Origin of the sequence: Ferrovibrio sp. (genome assembly GCF_036381655.1) — a bacterium.
In the GTDB taxonomy this organism is placed as follows: Bacteria; Pseudomonadota; Alphaproteobacteria; order Ferrovibrionales; family Ferrovibrionaceae; genus Ferrovibrio.
In genome coordinates this window covers 88,867-107,715 of the sequence record NZ_DASVCJ010000065.1, presented here as the reverse complement: position 1 = coordinate 107,715, position 18,849 = coordinate 88,867, and the positions used below count along the sequence as shown (strand labels likewise).

At 66.5% G+C, this 18,849-nt stretch carries 21 protein-coding genes; 11 read left to right on the top strand and 10 right to left on the bottom strand.

Annotation, left to right across the window (positions count from 1 at the left end):
• Positions 1-80: 80 nt before the first annotated feature.
• On the top strand, positions 81-1,526 hold the full coding sequence (gene pyk, locus VF194_RS14290; RefSeq protein ID WP_330891851.1) for a pyruvate kinase: 1,446 nt from the start codon (positions 81-83) through the stop codon (positions 1,524-1,526).
• Between the two features lie 14 nt (positions 1,527-1,540).
• Positions 1,541-1,873, top strand: a complete 333-nt coding sequence (locus tag VF194_RS14285; protein ID WP_330891850.1) for a DMT family protein — start codon at positions 1,541-1,543, stop codon at positions 1,871-1,873.
• A 19-nt stretch (positions 1,874-1,892) separates the two neighbouring features.
• Here the strand turns inward: VF194_RS14285 and VF194_RS14280 are convergent, their stop codons facing one another.
• Positions 1,893-2,516, bottom strand: a complete 624-nt coding sequence (locus VF194_RS14280) for a tetratricopeptide repeat protein (protein ID WP_330891849.1) — start codon at positions 2,514-2,516, stop codon at positions 1,893-1,895.
• A 151-nt stretch (positions 2,517-2,667) separates the two neighbouring features.
• Here VF194_RS14280 and VF194_RS14275 point away from each other — a divergent pair, with 151 nt between their 5' ends.
• From VF194_RS14275 to VF194_RS14265, 3 genes are read left to right on the top strand one after another with little or no spacing between them, the layout of a single operon-like run.
• Positions 2,668-3,057, top strand: a complete 390-nt coding sequence (locus VF194_RS14275) for a hypothetical protein (RefSeq protein ID WP_414656109.1) — start codon at positions 2,668-2,670, stop codon at positions 3,055-3,057.
• 48 nt (positions 3,058-3,105) lie between these two features.
• Positions 3,106-3,642, top strand: a complete 537-nt coding sequence (locus VF194_RS14270) for an RNA polymerase sigma factor (protein ID WP_330891848.1) — start codon at positions 3,106-3,108, stop codon at positions 3,640-3,642.
• The gene (locus VF194_RS14265; RefSeq protein ID WP_330891847.1) at positions 3,639-4,415 is read left to right on the top strand and encodes an anti-sigma factor; all 777 of its coding nucleotides are present in this window, start codon (positions 3,639-3,641) and stop codon (positions 4,413-4,415) included. The genes VF194_RS14270 and VF194_RS14265 overlap by 4 nt, the downstream gene beginning before the upstream one ends.
• On the opposite strand, the gene VF194_RS14260 is transcribed toward VF194_RS14265, so the two are convergent.
• The 6 genes from VF194_RS14260 to phaR form a co-directional block, all read right to left on the bottom strand.
• Complete coding sequence (locus tag VF194_RS14260; RefSeq protein WP_330891846.1) at positions 4,416-5,285, bottom strand: alpha/beta hydrolase; 870 nt, start codon at positions 5,283-5,285, stop codon at positions 4,416-4,418.
• Entirely contained in the window at positions 5,285-6,271 is a 987-nt protein-coding gene (locus VF194_RS14255; protein ID WP_330891845.1) for a 2-dehydropantoate 2-reductase, read from the bottom strand. The genes VF194_RS14260 and VF194_RS14255 overlap by 1 nt, the downstream gene beginning before the upstream one ends.
• 10 nt (positions 6,272-6,281) lie before the next feature.
• Positions 6,282-7,793, bottom strand: a complete 1,512-nt coding sequence (gene glpD / locus VF194_RS14250) for a glycerol-3-phosphate dehydrogenase (RefSeq protein ID WP_330891844.1) — start codon at positions 7,791-7,793, stop codon at positions 6,282-6,284.
• 31 nt (positions 7,794-7,824) lie between these two features.
• Complete coding sequence (locus tag VF194_RS14245) at positions 7,825-8,310, bottom strand: hypothetical protein (protein WP_330891843.1); 486 nt, start codon at positions 8,308-8,310, stop codon at positions 7,825-7,827.
• 66 nt (positions 8,311-8,376) lie between these two features.
• A complete protein-coding gene (locus tag VF194_RS14240) occupies positions 8,377-10,224 on the bottom strand; it encodes an adenylate/guanylate cyclase domain-containing protein (protein ID WP_330891842.1) in 1,848 nt (615 codons plus the stop codon).
• 34 nt (positions 10,225-10,258) lie between these two features.
• Positions 10,259-11,206, bottom strand: coding sequence for a polyhydroxyalkanoate synthesis repressor PhaR (phaR, locus tag VF194_RS14235; protein ID WP_330891841.1), 948 nt, complete (start codon positions 11,204-11,206; stop codon positions 10,259-10,261).
• On the opposite strand from phaR, the gene VF194_RS14230 reads away from it, so the two are divergent.
• The 5 genes from VF194_RS14230 (at position 11,187) to VF194_RS14210 (ending at position 16,110) form a co-directional block, all read left to right on the top strand.
• Positions 11,187-12,500 (top strand): alpha/beta fold hydrolase, encoded by a 1,314-nt coding sequence (locus tag VF194_RS14230; protein WP_330891840.1) that lies wholly within the window; start codon positions 11,187-11,189, stop codon positions 12,498-12,500. The two genes, phaR and VF194_RS14230, sit on opposite strands and share 20 nt — an antisense overlap.
• Positions 12,501-12,639: 139 nt before the next feature.
• Entirely contained in the window at positions 12,640-13,815 is a 1,176-nt protein-coding gene (locus VF194_RS14225) for an acetyl-CoA C-acetyltransferase (protein ID WP_330891839.1), read from the top strand.
• 111 nt (positions 13,816-13,926) lie between these two features.
• Positions 13,927-14,649 carry an acetoacetyl-CoA reductase gene (gene phbB / locus VF194_RS14220; RefSeq protein ID WP_330891838.1) on the top strand — a complete coding sequence of 241 codons (723 nt, stop codon included), beginning with the start codon at positions 13,927-13,929 and terminating at the stop codon, positions 14,647-14,649.
• Positions 14,650-14,763: 114 nt separating this feature from the next.
• The gene (locus tag VF194_RS14215; RefSeq protein ID WP_330891837.1) at positions 14,764-15,210 is read left to right on the top strand and encodes a hypothetical protein; all 447 of its coding nucleotides are present in this window, start codon (positions 14,764-14,766) and stop codon (positions 15,208-15,210) included.
• A gap of 57 nt (positions 15,211-15,267) precedes the next feature.
• Positions 15,268-16,110, top strand: a complete 843-nt coding sequence (locus VF194_RS14210) for a class I SAM-dependent methyltransferase (RefSeq protein WP_330891836.1) — start codon at positions 15,268-15,270, stop codon at positions 16,108-16,110.
• A gap of 16 nt (positions 16,111-16,126) precedes the next feature.
• Here the strand turns inward: VF194_RS14210 and VF194_RS14205 are convergent, their stop codons facing one another.
• Genes VF194_RS14205 through VF194_RS14195 form a run of 3 tightly spaced genes read right to left on the bottom strand, consistent with a single transcriptional unit; the run spans position 16,127 to position 18,449 of the window.
• On the bottom strand, positions 16,127-17,473 hold the full coding sequence (locus tag VF194_RS14205; RefSeq protein WP_330891835.1) for an ATP-binding protein: 1,347 nt from the start codon (positions 17,471-17,473) through the stop codon (positions 16,127-16,129).
• The gene (locus tag VF194_RS14200; RefSeq protein WP_330891834.1) at positions 17,470-18,138 is read right to left on the bottom strand and encodes a response regulator transcription factor; all 669 of its coding nucleotides are present in this window, start codon (positions 18,136-18,138) and stop codon (positions 17,470-17,472) included. Before VF194_RS14200 ends, VF194_RS14205 begins: the two co-directional genes overlap by 4 nt.
• Positions 18,135-18,449, bottom strand: a complete 315-nt coding sequence (locus VF194_RS14195) for a PepSY domain-containing protein (RefSeq protein ID WP_330891833.1) — start codon at positions 18,447-18,449, stop codon at positions 18,135-18,137. Before VF194_RS14195 ends, VF194_RS14200 begins: the two co-directional genes overlap by 4 nt.
• Before the next feature lie 107 nt (positions 18,450-18,556).
• Between VF194_RS14195 and VF194_RS14190 the strand changes: the two genes are divergently transcribed.
• The gene (locus tag VF194_RS14190; protein ID WP_330891832.1) at positions 18,557-18,841 is read left to right on the top strand and encodes a hypothetical protein; all 285 of its coding nucleotides are present in this window, start codon (positions 18,557-18,559) and stop codon (positions 18,839-18,841) included.
• Positions 18,842-18,849: the final 8 nt, after the last annotated feature.

The following is an 18,849-nucleotide window of genomic DNA, read 5'->3' as shown; positions in this document are numbered from 1 at the left end:
TCCGCTGGCCCGGGCCGGCGGCGCGGATTGTCGTCCCAATGCCGGTCCGCCGAATATTAGAGTGACAGCCAGGGTGAGCCATGCATCGCGCGCGTAACGTGAAGATCGTCGCCACCCTGGGCCCCGCCAGCGCCACGCCCGAGCGCCTGCGCGCCCTGGCCGATGCGGGCGCCGATGTCTTCCGGCTGAATTTCAGTCATGGCAGCCATGACGATCATCTCGCCCGGATCCGGATGGTGCGGGCGCTGGAAGGCGAGCTGCAGCGGCCGATCGGCCTGCTCGCCGACCTGCAGGGGCCCAAGCTGCGCGTCGGCGTCTTCGCCAGGGGCGGCGTCGATCTGCTGCCGGGGCAGCGCTTCCGGCTCGACGGCGAGGACAGGCCCGGCGATGCCACCCGCGTGCAGCTGCCGCATCCCGAGGTGCTGAACAGCCTGCGGCCCGGGGCCGAGCTGCTGCTCGACGACGGCAAGCTGCGGCTGCGCGTGGTGGCCGTCAACGGCATGTCCGCCGCCGCCGCCAGGGGCGAAGCCTGGGCCGAGACGGAGGTGCTGGTCGGCGGCCGGCTGTCGGATCGCAAGGGCGTCAATCTGCCCGATGTGATCGTGCCGCTCTCGGCGATGACCGCGAAGGACCGCGCCGATCTCGCCTTCGCGCTGGAGCATGGCGTTGACTGGGTGGCGCTCAGCTTCGTGCAGCGGCCGGACGATCTGCGCGAGGCGCGCGGACTGATCGGCGGCCGCGCCGCGCTGCTGGCCAAGATCGAGAAGCCCTCGGCGATCGATCATCTCGACGAGATCGTCGAACTCTCCGATGCGCTGATGGTGGCGCGCGGCGATCTCGGCGTCGAACTGCCGCTGCCCGACGTGCCGGGCCTGCAGAAGCGCATCGTGCGGCTGGCGCGCCGCGCCGGCAAGCCGGTGGTGGTGGCGACGCAGATGCTCGACAGCATGGTCAAGGCGCCGGTGCCGACGCGCGCCGAGGTTTCCGATGTGGCAACGGCGGTCTACGACGGCGCCGACGCGATCATGCTGTCGGCCGAGACGGCGTCCGGCGACTATCCCATCGAGGCGGTGCAGGTGATGAACGCCGTCGCCGAACAGGTCGAGCGGGACCCGCTCTATCGCGGCATCATGGATGCCGAGCATGCGCTGCCCGAGCATACCGCGGCCGATGCGATCACCGCCGCTGCGCGCCAGGTGGCCGAAACGGTCAACGCCGCCGCCATCGTCACCTACACCATGTCGGGCGCGACCGCCCTGCGCGCGGCGCGCGAGCGGCCGAAATCGCCGATCCTGTGCCTGACGCCGCTGATCAACACCGCGCGCAGGCTGACGATCGCCTGGGGCATCAACGCCATGGTCTCGCCCGATGCGGTCAACTTCTCCGATATGGTTGCCAAGGCGGCGGCGCTGGCGCGCCAGGGCGGCTATGCCAGGGTCAACGACCTGATCGTGATCACCGCCGGCGTGCCCTTCGGCTCGTCGGGTACCACCAACATCCTGCGCATCGCGCGCGTTGAGAAATAAAACACAGCTCTCCCATGCCGACGATCCTGCTGCTCACCGCCTCCAACGTGATGATGACCTTCGCCTGGTACTGGCATCTCAAGCAGCCGCAGACCGCGCTGTGGAAGGTGATCCTGATCTCCTGGGGCGTCGCCTTCTTCGAATACTGCCTCGCGGTGCCGGCCAACCGCATCGGCTATCTCAGCGGCGCGTTCACGCCGCCGCAGCTCAAGATCATCCAGGAGGTGATCACGCTCGCGGTCTTCGCCGTCTTCGCCATCCTCTATCTCGGCGAGACGCTGCGCTGGAATTACCTCGCCGCCTTCGCCTGCCTGATCGGGGCGGTCTATTTCATCTTCATGAAGTAGGGGCGGCGTCGGCGTCCGGTCAGAGCGTGCGCGCGTCGATGCGGCGGCGGATGTCCTTCACCTTCTCCGGCCCGTCTTCGAGATACGGATCGGCCGCCAGGGCGCGGCGATAGGCCTTCAAAGCCTCGGGCAGATTGTCCAGCCGCTCCATGATGGTGCCCAGGCCGGCCAGCGCGCCGAAATGCCGCGGCTCCAGTTTCAGCGTCCGCTCGATATCGGCGACCGAGCCGGCATAGTCGCCAGCGAGGAAACGCACGGTGGCGCGCTTGTTGTAGGCCTCCGGAAAATCGGGCTTCAGTGCGATCATCTGCGAGAAGATCTCCTCCGCCCGCTTGTAGTCGCCCTTTTCCATCACCGCCATGCCGCCCTGCATCAGCGCGTTGATGGTGTCGGAATCGGTCTTTGACCAAGCTTCGACGATCGCATGCTCGATGCGGTGGCCGTCCAGCGGATTGTTGGCCTCGTAAAGCTGCTCGAACAGTGCGTCTACATCCGGCTTGGCCGGCTTGCTGCTCTCCTGCCGGGCCGGCGGCTCGGCCTTGACGGCCTCCCGGGTCTGGCTCGGCTGCGCCTGGGTTGACTGTGCCTGGGCGGGCAGGGCCAGCAACGGCAGGATCAGCAGGGCAGAGAGGCTCGGACGCATGCCAAGGATGGTAGGAGCGGAAGGCGGAACGGACAAGGGACCGTTCCGGGGCGGAGATTTTTTCCGCGCTGACGGGAATAAAGCCGCTCGCCGCGTGTCTTCCTCATCGGGCGGCCGACTGGCGGTCGCCGGAAAAAGAGGGGATTTCGCCATGTATCGCCACCTGCTTCTGGGCGTGGTTTTCAGCCTTGGGCTCGCCGCCTGCGCCACCGCCGCCGATATGGGTCCGGCCAAGACCGGCCAGACCGCGCTCGGCCCGGTGCTGACCGATGCCAAGGGCATGACGCTGTACATCTTCGACAAGGACACCATGCCGGGCAAATCGGTCTGCAACGGCAAATGCGCCGAGAACTGGCCGCCGCTGAAGGCCGATGCCGCCGCCAAGGCGATGGGCAACTGGACCGTGATCGCCCGCGACGACGGCTCCAAGCAATGGGCCTACAAGGGCAAGCCGCTCTATGGCTGGGTCAAGGACCAGAAGCCGGGCGATACCACCGGCGATGGCTTCCTGAACGGCGCCTGGCACGTCGCCAAGCCGTAATTTGCCGGATAAGGTGGGTGGCGGAGGTCGCCGCCGCCCACCCATCCCATGCTGTTCCGCCGCCCACCGCATCCGATCGAGGCCGAGATTCCGCGGCTGCGCCGCTTCGCCCGCGTGCTGGCGCGCGATGCGCAGCTCGCCGACGATCTGGTGCAGGATTGCCTGGCGCGCGCCCTGGCGGCCTGGAGCCTGCGCCGCGACGAGCAGGCGCTGCGGCCCTGGCTGTTCGCCATCCTGCATAACCTGTGGCGCAACCGGCAGCGCCGGGAGGCGATCCGGCCCGACGGCTATCCTCTGGACGATGCCGGCGAGGGACCGGCTGAAAGCGGCGGGCAATGGGAAAGGCTGCAATTGCGCGATTTGCAGACCGCCCTGGACCTGCTGTCGGAGGATCACCGCGTGCTGCTGATGCTCGTGGCGGTCGAAGGCCTGAGCTATGAAGAGGCGGCGCGGGTGCAGAATATCCCGCTCGGCACCGTGATGTCGCGGCTGACCCGGGCGCGCGAGCGGCTGCGCGCGCTGATGGGCGGCGGCCCCGTACCGGGCAGCGATGGCGGCCGGCCATATCTGAGGAGGGTGAAATGACGGGCGAAGGCGCGTCGCCGGTAACCGAAGCGGATCTGCACGCCTATGTCGACGACCTGCTGGCGCCGGCGGAGCGCGCCCGAGTCGAGGCGCATCTCGCCGTCCATCCGGACGATGCCGCCTTGGTTGCGCTCTGGCAGCAGCAGGCCGAGGATCTGCGCCACCATTTCGCGCCGGAACTGGACGAGCCGGTGCCGCCCGCCCTGGTGGCCCTGCTGGCCCAGGAATGGCGCAGCGCAGCGCGCTGGCGCTGGGCCGGACGGATCGCCGCCGCGCTGCTGATCGCCGCGCTCGGCGCCGGCATCGGTTGGTTCGGGCGCGGCCTGCTGACGCCGGCGCCGCTCGTGGCCGCGCTGCCGCAGGAGGCGGCGCGGGCGCATCTCGTCTACAGCCGCGAAGTGCTGCATCCGGTCGAGGTGCCGGCCGCGCAAGAGAAGCATCTCGTCGCCTGGCTTTCGAAACGGCTCGGCACGGAGCTGAAAGTGCCGGTCCTGGCCGCGCAGGGCTATTCGCTGATCGGTGGGCGCCTGCTGCCGGCCGGCGAGGCGAATGCCGCGCAGTTCATGTACGAGAACCGCCAGGGCCAGCGGCTGACGCTTTACGTGCGCTCCGGCGAGCATGCGAGCGACACGGCCTTCCGCTTCGCCAGCGAAGGCAAGGCGGCGGCCTTTTACTGGGTCGATGGCGGCTTCGGCTATGCGCTGACCGGCGAGGTGGGGCGCGAGGCGCTGCTGCCGGTCGCGCGCAGCGTCTACGAACAGCTCACGCGATGACTATTTGAGCCCGCATTGCCGCAGCAGGGCGGTGCAAAGCGGCTTGGAGGCGTCGGCCAGCGCGTAGAGGATGTTGAAGTGGTTGGCATTGGCCACCCGCATCAAATGCGCTTGCGTGCCGGCATCGCGGCAGGCCTGATGGAAATCGACGCTCTGCGCCTGCCAGGCCTGCGGCTCGTCGTCGCCGACCGCCACCAGCACTGGACCGGCCAGCTTGGGCGCGAACCGCGTCACGCTGTTGCGTACCGCCATGGCGGAATCGAGCCGGATCTCCTGGTTCGGGCTGATATGCAGCACCGGCTCCAGCTCGAAGACGCCGCTGATCAAACCAAGCGAGGCAATCTGCGGCCGCGCGCCGAGATCGCCGGCCCACGGCGCCGCGGCCATCATTGCGGCGAGATGCGCGCCGGCCGAATGGCCGATGACATGCAGCCTGGCGGCCGAGGTGCCCCAGTCCGCCGCCTTGGCAACGATATGCACGAGCGCGTCCTGCATCTGGCGCACGATGGCATCCAGCGTCACGGCCGGGCAGAGATCGTAATTGAGGTTGACCACCACGGCGCCGGCCGCCACGAATGGCTCAGCGGTGAAAGTCATGGTGTTCTTGTCCAGCCCGCGCCAATAGCCGCCATGGATCAGGACGACCAGCGGCCGGCCGGTGGCGCTGCCCTCGGGCTTGTGCAGATCATAGGTCTGCAGTGGGCCGGGTCCGTAACGCAGATCGTATGCGCCGGGCAGGCGCGTCCTGGCGGAAGCCGAACGCTCGACCCAGGCGGTGAAATGCTGCTCGAAATCCGGCACTGACTTGCGCGGATTATACTGCGCCTCCAGTTCGTCGGCCGACAGCGTACGCCAGTTGAAGCCGTTCATCAGATTTCCTCCCGATAGGTTCCTGCGGCGCGTGCGCGCGCCTTCACCAGGGCAAGCACGGTGTCGAGGGTCGGCGTGGCGATCCGGAGCCGCTGGCCCAGTTCGGCGATGACGCCGATCAGGGCGCCGATTTCCATCGGCTTGCCGCTTTCCAGATCCTGCAGCATCGAGGTCTTGTGCGCGCCGACCTTTTCCGCCGCCGCCATGCGTTCCTCGATGGTGAGGGGAAAACGGATGCCAAGCGCCTCGCCGATATTGCGGGATTCCTCCATCATAGCCGCGATCACGCGGCGCGCATCCGGATCGCGCGACATGCTTTCCAGCGTGCCGAACGTCAGGACGCTGACCGGATTGTAGGACAGGTTGCCCCACAGCTTGGTCCAGATTTCCTGCCGGATATTGTCGAGCACCGGCGCCTCTATTCCGGACTCGCTAAGCGCCTGGCTCAGGCGGTTGACGCGATCCGTGGCGCGGCCGTCCGGCTCGCCGAGCGGCAGGCGGCTGCCGCCGCCATGATGGATCACGCCAGGCGCCGTGATCGCGCCGGCGATCCACACGACGCTGCCGATGGCGCGCTCCGGGCCGATCCGGCCCCATTGCTTCTCGCCCGGATCGACCGTTTGCAGCCGCGTGCCGTCCAGCGGACCGCCATGGCGGTAGAAGTACCAATAGGGCACGCCGTTCATCGCGGTTACGACGGCGGTTTCCGGTCCGAACAGCGGCAGCATCTTCTCGGCCATGTCCGGAATTGCCGGGGCTTTCAGGCTGAGGATCACGTAATCCTGCGGCCCGGCCTGCGCCGGATCGTCGGTGCAGGCAGGATGCACGGTGAAATTCCCGCTCCGGCTTTCGATGGTCAGGCCGTTCTGGCGGATGGCATCGCGATGGGCGCCGCGGGCGATCAGCGTCACGTCATGTCCGCCGCGCGCCAGCATGCCGCCCAGATAGCCGCCGATGGCCCCGGCACCGACGATCGCGATTTTCATGGCCTGCCTTTCATGCCCGATGCTGCGCCATCCAGAGCGTCAATCGTTCCCGATCGGCGGCGCTGCACCAGAGGCCGCATTTCGTGCGCCGCCAGAGAACGTCGTCGGCCTCGCGCGCCCATTCCTGACGCATCAGCCAATCGACCTCGCGAGCATAGAGGCCGCCGCCGAAATTGTCGCTCAGGTCCGCCGTGGCCTTGGCGTCGCCCAGCAGCGCCGGCACCGACGTGCCGTGCCGCCGCGCCAGACGCCTGAGCCAGGCAGGCTGGAACTGCGGATAACGGCGCGTCAGATCTTCGGCGAAGGTATCGAAATCCATGCCGCCGAGATCGCCGCCCGGCAGCGGCTGCTTGCCGGTCCAGGATTTGCCCAGGTTCGGGTAGAAGGGTGCGATCTTTTCCATCACGTGCTCGGATAGCCGGCGATAGGTCGTCAGCTTGCCGCCATAGACCGAAAGCAGCGGCGTATCCTTGCCGGACGGACCGGCGGAGAGATCGAGCACGTAATCGCGCGTCACCGAGGACGGGTTGTTTTCGCCATCATCATAGAGCGGCCGGATGCCGGCATAGGACCACACGATCATGTCGCGGGTGAGCGGCTGGCGGAAATACTCGCTGGCAGCGGCAAGCAGATAGGTGGTCTCTTCCTCGCTGATCTTCGGCGGTCCGTCGAGGCGCTCCACCGCGATATCGGTGGTGCCGACCAGGGTGAAGTCATGCTCGTAGGGGATGGCGAAGATGATCCGGCCATCGGCATTCTGGAAAATGTAGCAATGGTCGCCCTGATAGAGCCGCCGGGTCACGATATGGCTGCCCTTGACCAGCCGGATCGCGTTCTTCGGGTTCACGCCGAAGGCACCGGTCAGCGTCTCGCGCACCCAGGGGCCGGCGGCGTTGACGATACCGCGCGCCGCAACCTCGCTGCTCTGGCCGCTTTCCTGGTCGGTCAGTGTCACCCGCCACAGGCCGTCGACGCGCTGCGCCGCCGTGACGGCGGTGCGGGTCAGGATCGTGGCGCCGAGCTGCCGCGCGCTCATGGCGTTCAGGGCGACGAGGCGCGCATCGTCGACCCAGCAGTCGGAATATTCGAAGCCGCACTTGAACTGCGGCTTCAGAGGCAGGCCGCGCGGATCGTTGTCGGCGAGATCGAGCCCGATCGAGCCCGGCAGTGTCTGGCGCGACGACAGATGGTCGTAGAAGAAAAGGCCGAGCCGGATCATCCAGGCCGGACGCAGTCCGGGGTGATGCGGCAGCACGAAACGCAGCGGCCAGATGATGTGCGGCGCCATATGCCAGAGTACTTCGCGCTCGCCGAGCGATTCGCGCACCAGGCGGAATTCATACTGTTCCAGGTAGCGCAACCCGCCATGGATCAGCTTGGTGGCGGCGGATGAGGTGCCGCTGGCGAGATCGTTGCGCTCGGCGAGGAGAACTTTGAGGCCGCGGCCGGCGGCATCGCGGGCAATGCCTGTCCCGTTCACGCCGCCGCCAATGACCAACAGGTCCGCGGGTTCAGATTGCATTATTTGACCACTAACAAATGGAGAGTGGTCTTTATACGGTCACGCTGACGGCTTGCGCAAGGTCGAGGTCCAGCCGGCCGTGCCAGGCGGCGCGGCGATAGGCGAGAGCGCCGGCGTTTCGGATTTCACCGGATGATTCCTCGGTCTCCGCCTGGGCAAGCTGCTGAGTGTGGAAGGTATTCAGGCCGAATGCCTCGCGCCAGGCGCGGCGGCGCTCGAGATGCGGCGGAATCTGGATGCTGGCATCGGCCGGCTCGCCGCGGTCGGTGCGGCGGCGCAAAAGCGGCAGCGGGCCGGCGGCTGTGCCGGGCCTGCGCGGTTTGGCGGCGGCGGCCGTATCCGGCAGGTCGGGGGTGAAATCTCCGGCGCCTGCCTTGCGGCGTTGCTGCGGGCCGTCGGATGCCGGCTTGACGCGGATGGAATCGAGGCGGCCGCCCAGCGGCTGGGATGCGATCGGGGTTTGGCCCGGGATATGGCTAGGCGCCAAGATCGGGCTGGCGATTCCGGTACTGACCATGGACTCCGTCCGTTCGCCCCGGACTCAAGCCGGATTCGCCTAAGGAAAAGTTAACCGGCGGAAAACCTAGAGTTCCAGCCGGTAAACCTCGACGGAAGCGGCGCGCCCCTTGACGGAAATGCGGCCGACGCAGGGCGGCTTCGGATCGAGGCGGGCCGCCTCGACCGTCTCGGCGCTGGCCAGCGCGATCACGTTCTGATCATCGCCCAAATGCTCGTGGCCGAGCTGTTCGAGCCGCTGTGCCGTGTTCACGGTATCGCCGACCACCGTGTAGTTGATGCGGCCCGGCGCGCCGATATTGCCGATCACGACCGGGCCGGAATGGACGCCGATGCGCATCCGCAGAACCGGCTTGCCGAGCATGACGCGGCGGGCATTGTCCGCCGCCACCGCCGCGCCGATCGCCTGCACTGCCTTGCAGGCATGGGCCGCGTGATCGTCGTCGCGCTTGATCGCGCCCCAGACCGCCATGACGGCATCGCCGATGAATTTGTCGACGATGCCGCCCTCGGCCTCGATGCAGGTGGTCAGCAGGGCAAAATGATCGTTCAGAAGGTCGGCGGTTTCCTGGGCCGTCAGCCGTTCCGACATCGCCGTGAAGCCGACCAGATCGGTGAACACCACCGTCACCTCGCGGTATTTGCTGATGTTGACGGCTTCCTCGCCTTCGCGCAGCAGGCGATTGACCAGCTTGCGTGGCACGTAATTGCCGAACCAGCGCAGGGCGGCAGTCGCGGCGTTGAAGGCTTGCGCCGCATCATCCAGTTCGCGCAGCCGCACGCGATCGAGCGGCGGCGCATCGAAATCCAGGTTACGCAAGCGATTGGCGGCGTCGCTGAGCGAAAGCACCGGGCGGCGCAGCAGCCAGCTTATGCGCCAGGCGATCAGCAGCGACAGCACCAAGGCGACCGCGCCGATCGCTGCGGAAATCTGCAGGCGGGTAACCTCCTTGTCGATCTCGTCGAACGAAAAATAACGGCCGATCAGCCACGGCTTGTCGCCATAGCCCTCCAGCCGGCGGTAGACGAAGATCCAGCGCCGCCCGTTGGCCTCGACGATATGGGATTCGCCATTGCCCAGGATCGGGCGGGCGAGGCGGATGTCGGTCCGTCCCGACCAGATCTGCCGCAGCACCGAATCGTGGATTTCCGCCAGGGTCGGCAGCGGCTGCTGCAGCGAAAGTTCGTATTTGTGATTGAGCAGGGTGGGATGGGCGAGGACCTGATCATTGCCGTAAAGAATGAAATTCACCGCCCGCTCGTCGATGCTGTCGGCCTCCAGGATGCGCGACAGCGAGCCCAGAGAAACCAATGCTGCCAATTCGCCGACGAAGACGTCATCCACCACCACGGGGGCGAGGACATTGATCAGGGGCTGCTGCAGTTCGGGGCTCCATATCAGGTCGCCCCAGATCACCGTGTCGGTCAGTCTGCCATCGCCGCGATGCGCCTCGAACGCCCTGCGCATGGTCTGCATGCGGACGGCGGAACCCGGATAGCCGGCGACGCTGTCATGCCGCATGACGATCTGCCCGCCATTGCGCACCGCCCGCGTCGCCACGAGGTCGTTGCGTATGAAAGCCAGCGCATCGACCTGCGGCAATCCATCCAGCGAGGCGACCATGTAGTCGCTGAGGCGACCGACGTCGTTGATGCCGAGCTGTCTGGATTGCAGCCGGTCCCGCAATATCGCGACGCGCTGCCGCACCGGGTCGAGCTGCAGCTGCGTGCGCTCGACCAGCCGGTTGACGATGCGCTCGTTGCGGTCGCGCAACAGTTCCACCGTGTTCAGGCGGCCGCTCAGCATGGCGATGGAGTAGGCGATGCCGGCCAGCAGCATCAGCAGGCCGACGCCGCCGGTAAGCACCAGTGAAATCGAAGGCCGCAGGCGCGGCCCGCGGCTCTTCTTGGGCATGGGGCTGGTAAGTTGCGGCTGGGGAGCTAGCCGCTCATCCCTTGTTTCGAGCAAGGGCTTCGACCTGCTTGCGCAACTCCTCGAGCTGCGCCTTCAGCGCGTCGACTTCCGCCGGCTGTTCCCCGCCGGCAGCGCCCCCCTTGTCGTTCTTCTCGCCGGCGGTATCGCCAAGCTTGGCTGCGAAGGGGTTGAACATGCTCATGGCGCGCTGGAACATCGCCATATTCTGTCTTCCCATCTCCTCGATGCTGCGGAAGGGAAACATCTCGCCGAATGCCTCGGCCATGTATTGGCGCATCTGTTCCTGGTTGCGCTGGAACGAGGCCATCGACACTTCGAGATAGCTCGGAACCAGGGTTTGCAGGCTGTCGCCGTAGAAGGAGATCAGCCGGCGGAGGAAACCGATGGGAAGCAGGTTCTGTCCCTTGGATTCCTCTTCGAAGATGATCTGCGTCAGCACGCTGCGCGTAATATCCTCGCCGGTCTTCGCATCCTCGACGATGAAATCCTGGCCGTCTTTTACCATCTGGCAAAGATTTTCGAGGGTCACGTAGGAAGAAGTCGCCGTATTATAAAGACGCCGATTTGCGTATTTCTTGATTTTGATCGTCGGCGCCGTTGTCGTTTGGTCTTGTTCGGCCACGTTGACGCGCTCCTCGGATGAATTGTCGGGGCACATTTCACTCATATTCATTGTCCGGCGCAAGTCTCTTGTTGCGCTGCGAAAAGCTGGTCGGAAAACAGCCCTTCGGTGTAGCCTAGCGGCATGACTGAGCCCAAGGCGAACGATGCAGAGGCGCTGGCCCGGCAGTTTCTCGATCTCTGGCAGGAGCAGGCCGGATTGCTGGCCAATGACCCGAAACTGGCCGAGCTTTCGGCAACCTGGCTGGCGCTGTGGCAGCGCGGCGCGGGCCTTGCCGCGGAAGCTGCCGCGCGGCAGATGGGGACAGGAGGCAAGAAGGATGGAAGCGCAAGCGGCCAAGCCGGCCACAGCCAGCCCAGCGGCGCAAGGTTTGGCGATTCACCGGGCGGGACCGCGCCCGCTGCCGCTGCATCTGGCGACGGCCAACCTGATGCTGCTGAGCTCGCTCGCCGCCTGGCCGATTGCGAGGCGCGGCTCGCCGCTCTGGAATCCGCTCTTGCAGCCGCGCTTCGCAAGCCTCGCGCCAGCCCTCGCCGCCGTCGATCCGAGTGATTTCGCCGCGGCGCTGATGCGCCAGGCGATGCTGCGGCTGACCGCGATGACTGGCGGCATGCTGCGCTATCGCCGTCACGCCTGGCGCCGGGACCTGCCCGATCCGCCCGCTGTCTGGAGGGAAGGCGGCAGCCGGCTGCTCGACTATGGTCCTGCCGGCGGCCTGCCGGTGGTCATGGTGCCGTCGCTGGTCAACCGCGCCTATGTGCTCGACCTCGCGCCGGGCCAGAGCCTGGCGCGGTATCTTTCGCAGCAGGGTTTGCGGCCGTTCCTGCTCGATTGGGGCGATCTTGGCGAAACCGAACGCGCCTTCGATCTTGCCGCCTATATTGCACGGCTGCGGCGCGGTCTTGCGGCGGCCAGACGGACGAGCGGCCGTGCGCCGGTGCTGCTCGGCTATTGCATGGGCGGCAATCTGGCGCTCGCCGCCGCCCTGCGGAAACCGGACGCCGTCGCCGCCCTGGCCTTGTTGGCGACGCCGTGGGATTTCCATGCCGGCGGCGCGCATCAGGCAGCGCTGGTGCAGGCGCTGGCTCCCAGCCTCGTGCCGCCGGGCCCCGACGGGGCGCCGCCGCCGCTCGATGTCGACGTCTTGCAGGGCTTCTTCTGGGCGCTGGATCCGCTGACCGCGATGAGGAAATTCACCCTGTTCAACGCCATGCCGGAGGGCGGCGAAAACGAGCGGCGTTTCGTCGCCATGGAGGACTGGCTGAATGACGGCGTGCCGCTGGCCGGGCCGGTCGCCCGCGAATGCCTGCTGGGCTGGTATGGCGAGAATACGCCGCCGCGCGGTGCCTGGCTGGTGCAGGGCCGTGCGGTCCGGCCGCAGGAGTGGCAGAAGCCGGCCTTGGTCGCCCTGCCCGAGCGCGATAAGCTGGTGCCGAAGGAAGGCGCGGCGGTCCTGCTGGCGCAGCTTGCCAACGCGGAGCGGCTGGACGTCCCGAGCGGCCATGTCGGCATGGTCGTCGGGCCGCGGGCGGAGGCCGGTCTGTGGCGCCCTCTGGCCGCCTGGCTGCATCGTCAGGATGCGGAAAAACCCGCTTTGCCGCGGCGGCGCAGAAAGACCGCTGCCAAAGCATAGGAGGTAGAGCGATTTTGCGCTGCGGCAGCCTTGCCGCAGTTGCGAAAAGGCCGCTATCGTCTAGGGAACCAAGCGTGGTGTGCCCGTCGGCCCCAGCCATGCCTGTCCCGCAAGACTTTCGCCAGTGGAGGAAGGATCAATGACCGACATCGTCATCGCCTCGGCCGCCCGCACGCCGGTCGGCTCGTTCAACGGCACGCTCAGCAGCGTACCCGCCCATTATCTCGGCCAGGTCGCCATCACCGGCGCCCTGCAGCGCGCCGGCGTGCAGCCGGGCGAGGTCAGCGAGGTCATCATGGGGCAGATCCTGACGGCAGCGCAGGGCCAGAATCCGGCACGGCAGGCGGCGATCAATGCCGGGCTGCCCGTCGAGGTGCCGGCCTGGGGCGTCAACCAGCTCTGCGGTTCCGGCCTGCGCGCGGTGGCGCTGGGCTGGCAGGCGATCCAGAACAACGACAGCAGCATCGTCGTCGCCGGCGGCCAGGAAAGCATGAGCCAGGCGCCGCACGCGGCCTATCTGCGCGCCGGGCATAAGATGGGCGACCTCGGTTTCATCGACACGATGATCCGCGACGGCCTGTGGGATGCCTTTAACGGCTACCATATGGGCAACACGGCCGAGAATGTCGCCAAGCAGTGGCAGATCACCCGCGACATGCAGGACGAATTCGCGGTCAAGAGCCAGAACAAGGCCGAAGCCGCGCAGAAGGCCGGCCGCTTCAAGGACGAGATCGTGCCGGTGACGATCAAGACCCGCAAGGGCGACACCGTCGTCGAGCAGGACGAGTATATCCGCCACGGCGCCACCCTCGACGCGATGAAGGGGCTGCGCCCGGCCTTCGCCAAGGACGGCACGGTCACCGCCGGCAATGCCTCGGGCATCAATGACGGTGCCGCCGCCGTGGTGCTGATGAGCGGCGAGGAAGCCAAGAAGCGCGGCGTCAAATCGCTCGCCCGGATCGTGTCCTGGGCGCAGGCCGGCGTCGATCCGGCGATCATGGGCACCGGCCCGATTCCGGCTTCGCGCGCGGCGCTGAAGAAGGCCGGCTGGTCGGTCAACGATCTCGATCTGATCGAGGCCAACGAGGCCTTTGCCGCGCAGGCCTGCGCGGTGAACAAGGACATGGGCTGGGATACCGAGAAGGTGAACGTCAATGGCGGCGCCATCGCCATCGGGCATCCGATCGGCGCCTCCGGCGCCCGCGTGCTGGTGACGCTGCTCTACGAGATGCAGCGCCGCGACGCCAAGAAGGGTCTGGCCACCTTGTGCATCGGCGGCGGCATGGGCATCGCCATGTGCGTCCAGCGCGACTGAAAAAACCTCAGGGCGCGGGCGGGGGTAGCCCGCGCCCTTGTCGGTCACAAGATTCGTCGGCCAGCATCTGACATCATCACATAACAAAAAAGCCGTAACAGGAGGAATTCCATGTCCCGCGTAGCAATCGTCACCGGCGGAACCCGCGGCATCGGCGCCGCGATCTCCAAGCTGCTGCATCAAAACGGTTTCAAGGTGGCGGCCAATTATGCCGGCAACTCGGAGAGGGCCAAGGCCTTCGAGGCGGAGACGGGCATCAAGACCTACCAATGGAGTGTCGCGGATTTCGCGGCCTGCCAGGAAGGCGTGAAGAAGGTCGAGCGCGAACTCGGCCCGGTCGATGTCGTGGTCAACAACGCCGGCATCACGCGCGACGGCACGCTGCACAAGATGAGCCATGAGCAATGGCAGGCGGTGATCGACACGAATCTGGGCGGCTGCTTCAATATGTGCCGTGCCGTCATCGACGGCATGCGCGAGCGCGGTTTCGGCCGTATCGTCAATATCGGCTCGATCAACGGCCAGGCCGGCCAGTACGGCCAGGTCAATTATGCCGCGGCGAAGTCGGGCATCCACGGCTTCACCAAGGCGCTGGCGCAGGAAGGCGCCGCGCGCGGCATCACGGTCAATGCCATCGCGCCGGGCTATATCGATACCGACATGGTCGCCGCCGTGCCCGCCAACGTGCTGGAGAAGATCGTCGCCAAGATCCCGGTCGGCCGGCTCGGCCGCGCCGAGGAGATCGCCCGCGGCGTGCTGTTTCTGGTCGCCGACGAGGCCGGCTTCATCACCGGCTCGACGCTGTCGATCAACGGCGGGCAGCATATGTACTGAGCCGGCTGCGCCCAGCGAAGGCGGCGACCGCCGCCTTTCCTGCCGCTAATTTTTTTCACAAATTCGCCATGATCGCGGCGCAGCGTCCAGGCAACAGTCCAAGGAGGCTGTGCCATGAATCGCTCGCTTGCTCTCTGTGCCGCCGCCGTCGTTGGCGGACTTGCCATCGCATCCATGCCCGCCAAGGCGGACAGCTTCTCCTTCAGCTATTCCACCGGCGGCTGGCATGCCCGCCCGTGGTACGGCCCGCCGCGGCATGGTCATCACCGTGCGGCCCATTGGGATCACCGTTATTGGGGCCCGCCGGCCTACCGGCCACGCGTCGTGGTGGTGCAGCCGCCGCCGGTCGCCTATTACACGGCCCCGCCGCCCGTCGTATACGCGCCCGCGCCCTATGGCGGCGGGCAGGTATCCGCCGTGCCGGCCTCGCCGGTCTATCAGACGGCCGGCGGACAGTACTGCCGCGAATACCAAGCCGCCGTCACCGTGGCGGGCGCGCCGCAGCGCAGCTACGGCACGGCCTGCCTGATGCCGGACGGCTCCTGGCGCGTCGTCAACTGAAGGCGTTGCGCGGCGCCCTTCCGACGGCTTGAATGGTCGCCGTCAGGAGAGGGTGCCGTGACTGCCGAACAGAACCTGGAACGCATCGTCGCGGCCCATTATGACCGCGACGATCTTTTCGCCGCCATAGAATCCGCGCTCGCCGCCATGGGCAAGAGCATGGCGGCGCTCAAGCCAGGCGATCTCGCCGCGGTGGACGAGTTCCATATCGGCGGTCGGCCGGCGACGATTCACTTCGCCGACCGGCTCGGCTTTGCGCCGGGCGCGCACCTGCTGGATATCGGCTGCGGCATCGGCGGCGCTTCGCGCTATTTCACGGCCGAACGCGGCTGCCATGTCACCGGCATCGACCTGACCGAAGGTTACTGCGATGTAGCCCGTCGCCTGGCCGATCTGGTCGGCCTGTCGGCCCGCACGGATTACCGCCAGGCGAGTGCCCTCGATCTGCCATTTGATGCTGCGGCGTTCGACGGCGCCTACATGCTGCATGTCGGCATGAACATCGCCGACAAGGATCGGCTTTACCGGGAAGTACGGCGTGTGCTCAAACCCGGCGCGGTATTCGGCATATACGATGTGCTGCAGGGACCGGGCGGGGCGCCGTACTTCCCGGTGCCCTGGGCGGCCGGCGCCGAAACCAGTTTCCTAATTACCGCGGAGGCGCTTCAGGACCTGCTGCGCCGGTCGGGTTTCGAGATCGCAGGGATCGAGGACCGCTCCGCCTTCGGCATGGCCACCTTCGAAACCATGCGGCAGCGCATCGCCGGCAAGGGCGGGCCGTCACCGCTGGGCCTGCACCTGTTGATGGGCAAGGATGCGCCGGTCAAGATCGCCAACATGATCCGCAGCCTGCAAGAGCGGCGCATCGCTCCTACGGAGGTGATCGCGCGGGCGGTCTAGATCAGCCCGCGCTGGGTCAGGCGCTGCCGGGCAGCGACAATTCGGCTTTGACGCCGCCGAGGTCGGAGCGGCCGATGGCGATAGTCCCGTCGTTAAGAGCGGCGATATCGGCCACGATGCCAAGGCCCAATCCCCATCCCGGTACGGTTTCGTCCAGCTTGGCGCCGCGCTGCATGACGGCGGCCGTCTGTTCTTCCGACAGCCCGGGACCATCATCCTCGACCGCGATATGGAGGTTGCCTTCGGCCACTCTGGCCGAAATCAGCACGCGGCGGCGCGCCCATTTCCACGCATTCTCCATCAGATTGCCCAGCATCTCCTCGAGGTCCTCGCGGGAGCCGCGAAAAGTGATGTGGGCATCCATGTCGATCATGGTCTCGATCCGCTTATCCGCGTGGATGCGAGACAGCACCGAGGCGATGTCGCTGGCGGTCGAGCGCACATCAACCTGAAGGCCCAGGGCCCGGCCGGATCCCGCCATCGCCGCGGCGCGGGCAAGGTGATGGTCGATCAGGCGGCTCATGCGGCGCAGCTGCGTTTCGATCGCCGCCTTGTCGGGATTTCCGCGCAGTTCCGTCTGGAGGACCGCCAGCGGCGTCTTCAAGCCATGGGCTAGATTGCCCACATGCGTGCGGGCGCGCTGGATCAATTCCGCGTCGTGATCGAGGATGGCATTCATCGTTTCGACCAGCGGCGCAACCTCGCGCGGGTAAACGCCCGTCAGGTGCTTCTCCTTGCCGCTCCGAACGAGAGCGAGCCGGTCGGTGAGGAGGCGCAACGGCCGCAAACCGAAACGGACCTGGATGACGATGGCAATCGCCATGCCGAGGGCGAAAAGCCCGATGGTGGCGAAGAGCAATGTATTGAAGCTGCGGGTGCGATCGGACAATTCCCGCATGTCGCCGGCGATCAGCATGTGAACCGGGCCGCCCAGCCCAGGGAATTCTATATCGCGTTCGACGACCAGCAGCGGCTCGCCTTTCGGCCCCTCGATTTCGCGCCGCTCGTCGCCGTCGGTATGGACGGGTAAGGTACTGTCCCAAAGCGACCGCGACCGGGTCAGACGTCCGCTCGGTCCGGCGACCTGCCAATACCAGCCTGAGAAAATCTGCTCGAAGCGCGGATCGCCGAGCGACGGCTTGACGATCAGCGAGCCATCCGGCCCGACCTCGGCGGCGGCGATCACGGTGCGCAGCACCGCATCGAGACGGTGGCCGAATTCCTGGACCGCAGATTGGCGGAAGGCGAGGGTCAGTACCGCACCGCCGATGCCGAGCAGGAAGAGCATCCAGATCAGGGCGGCGGCGACCAGACGCAAACTCAGCGACGTGGCGATGCGTGCCTGCTTGCGGTTTTCGCTCATGGCGCTGCCTCGTCGGCGAGGCGATATCCCTGGCCGCGCACGGTATGGATCAGGTCGGCGTCGAGCTTGCGCCTGATCCGGCCGATCAGCACCTCGAGCACATTCGAATCGCTGTCGAAATGCCGGTCATAGACATGCTCCATCAGCTCGGTGCGGCTGACGATTTTGCCGGCATGATGCATCAGGTAGGAGAGGATGCGAAATTCCTGCGCCGTGAGCTGGATCGGAATGCCGTTCAGGCTGAAACGGCCCGCCAGCGTATCGAGCCGCAACGGTCCGCAGGCCAGTTCCGGCTGGGCATGGCCGGCGGCGCGGCGGATCAGGGCCCGCAATCGATAGACCACCTCATCCATTTCGAAGGGCTTGGTCAGGTAATCATCCGCGCCAGCCTGAAAGCCAGCCATCTTTTCCGACCAGCGGCTGCGGGCGGTCAGGATCAGGACCGGAAAGGCTCGGCCGCTGTCGCGCCAGCGCCGGAGAATGCTCACGCCATCGAGCTTCGGGAGACCGAGATCGAGGACGACCGCATCATAGTTTTCGGTATCGCCCAGATGCCAGCCCTCCTCGCCGTCATAGGCGACATCGACGGCAAAGTCCGCCGCTTCCAAGGTCTGCTGCAGCCGCAGAGCCAGAACCGGCTCGTCCTCGACGACAAGAATTCTCATTTGCGATGATGATGCTTCGCTTTGTTCAGCGGCAATCCGCTCCAAGCATCATAATAGACCTTCAGCAATCGGCCATCGACGGTGAGCAGCTTGAGTTCATAGACGAGCCGGCCATCCTCCCGCTCCAGCTCGGCCTCGATCAATTGGCCGCCGTAGGTCGCCTCGGCATTTTCGAGAATGCTTCGCAGTGGCTTTATTTCTCCTGACTCGACCGCACGGCGCGCCCGGTCGTGATCGTCCTCGCCCGCCTGGGCGGGGCTGGCGATGGTCAGTGCCGCAGACAGGGCGAGCAGGGCCAAGGGGATTTGCATGGCGGCACTCTAGCAGCGACAAGCTGAACGGCAGATGAACGCGCCAGTCAGCCCCGGTTCAGCCGCGATGGCATAGCGTTGTGGCGGTTCAAACCAAGGAGTCGACCATGCTGCGCAAGATGTTTTTCCAGGGCCTTATCGCCGCCGCCATCATCGCCGGATTCGCCGCGGCCTATGCGGAAACGGCCCAGAACGCGCCAGGCAAGGCGCCGCAAATCCAGGCGCCGGCCGCCGGCGCATCGCAGGCCGCTGCCGATAACGGCTACCTCAAGCCCACGGACCGGGCGTTCGGCAAAAAGGAGCATAAGGAACACCGTCGTCGCGAGAGCGCCGAGCGGAATCGCTGGCCCGATGCTTTCGGCGGCGATTGCCGAAATGATGACGAGGATTGAGGAGCCGG

Coding starts and splice junctions, on each gene's coding strand:
- pyk (WP_330891851.1), top strand. CDS start 81: ATGCATCGCGCGCGTAACGTGAAGATCGTCGCCACCCTGGGCCCCGCC.
- VF194_RS14285 (WP_330891850.1), top strand. CDS start 1,541: ATGCCGACGATCCTGCTGCTCACCGCCTCCAACGTGATGATGACCTTC.
- VF194_RS14280 (WP_330891849.1), bottom strand. CDS start 2,516: ATGCGTCCGAGCCTCTCTGCCCTGCTGATCCTGCCGTTGCTGGCCCTG.
- VF194_RS14275 (WP_414656109.1), top strand. CDS start 2,668: ATGTATCGCCACCTGCTTCTGGGCGTGGTTTTCAGCCTTGGGCTCGCC.
- VF194_RS14270 (WP_330891848.1), top strand. CDS start 3,106: ATGCTGTTCCGCCGCCCACCGCATCCGATCGAGGCCGAGATTCCGCGG.
- VF194_RS14265 (WP_330891847.1), top strand. CDS start 3,639: ATGACGGGCGAAGGCGCGTCGCCGGTAACCGAAGCGGATCTGCACGCC.
- VF194_RS14260 (WP_330891846.1), bottom strand. CDS start 5,285: ATGAACGGCTTCAACTGGCGTACGCTGTCGGCCGACGAACTGGAGGCG.
- VF194_RS14255 (WP_330891845.1), bottom strand. CDS start 6,271: ATGAAAATCGCGATCGTCGGTGCCGGGGCCATCGGCGGCTATCTGGGC.
- glpD (WP_330891844.1), bottom strand. CDS start 7,793: ATGCAATCTGAACCCGCGGACCTGTTGGTCATTGGCGGCGGCGTGAAC.
- VF194_RS14245 (WP_330891843.1), bottom strand. CDS start 8,310: ATGGTCAGTACCGGAATCGCCAGCCCGATCTTGGCGCCTAGCCATATC.
- VF194_RS14240 (WP_330891842.1), bottom strand. CDS start 10,224: ATGCCCAAGAAGAGCCGCGGGCCGCGCCTGCGGCCTTCGATTTCACTG.
- VF194_RS14230 (WP_330891840.1), top strand. CDS start 11,187: ATGGAAGCGCAAGCGGCCAAGCCGGCCACAGCCAGCCCAGCGGCGCAA.
- VF194_RS14225 (WP_330891839.1), top strand. CDS start 12,640: ATGACCGACATCGTCATCGCCTCGGCCGCCCGCACGCCGGTCGGCTCG.
- phbB (WP_330891838.1), top strand. CDS start 13,927: ATGTCCCGCGTAGCAATCGTCACCGGCGGAACCCGCGGCATCGGCGCC.
- VF194_RS14215 (WP_330891837.1), top strand. CDS start 14,764: ATGAATCGCTCGCTTGCTCTCTGTGCCGCCGCCGTCGTTGGCGGACTT.
- VF194_RS14205 (WP_330891835.1), bottom strand. CDS start 17,473: ATGAGCGAAAACCGCAAGCAGGCACGCATCGCCACGTCGCTGAGTTTG.
- VF194_RS14200 (WP_330891834.1), bottom strand. CDS start 18,138: ATGAGAATTCTTGTCGTCGAGGACGAGCCGGTTCTGGCTCTGCGGCTG.
- VF194_RS14195 (WP_330891833.1), bottom strand. CDS start 18,449: ATGCAAATCCCCTTGGCCCTGCTCGCCCTGTCTGCGGCACTGACCATC.
- VF194_RS14190 (WP_330891832.1), top strand. CDS start 18,557: ATGCTGCGCAAGATGTTTTTCCAGGGCCTTATCGCCGCCGCCATCATC.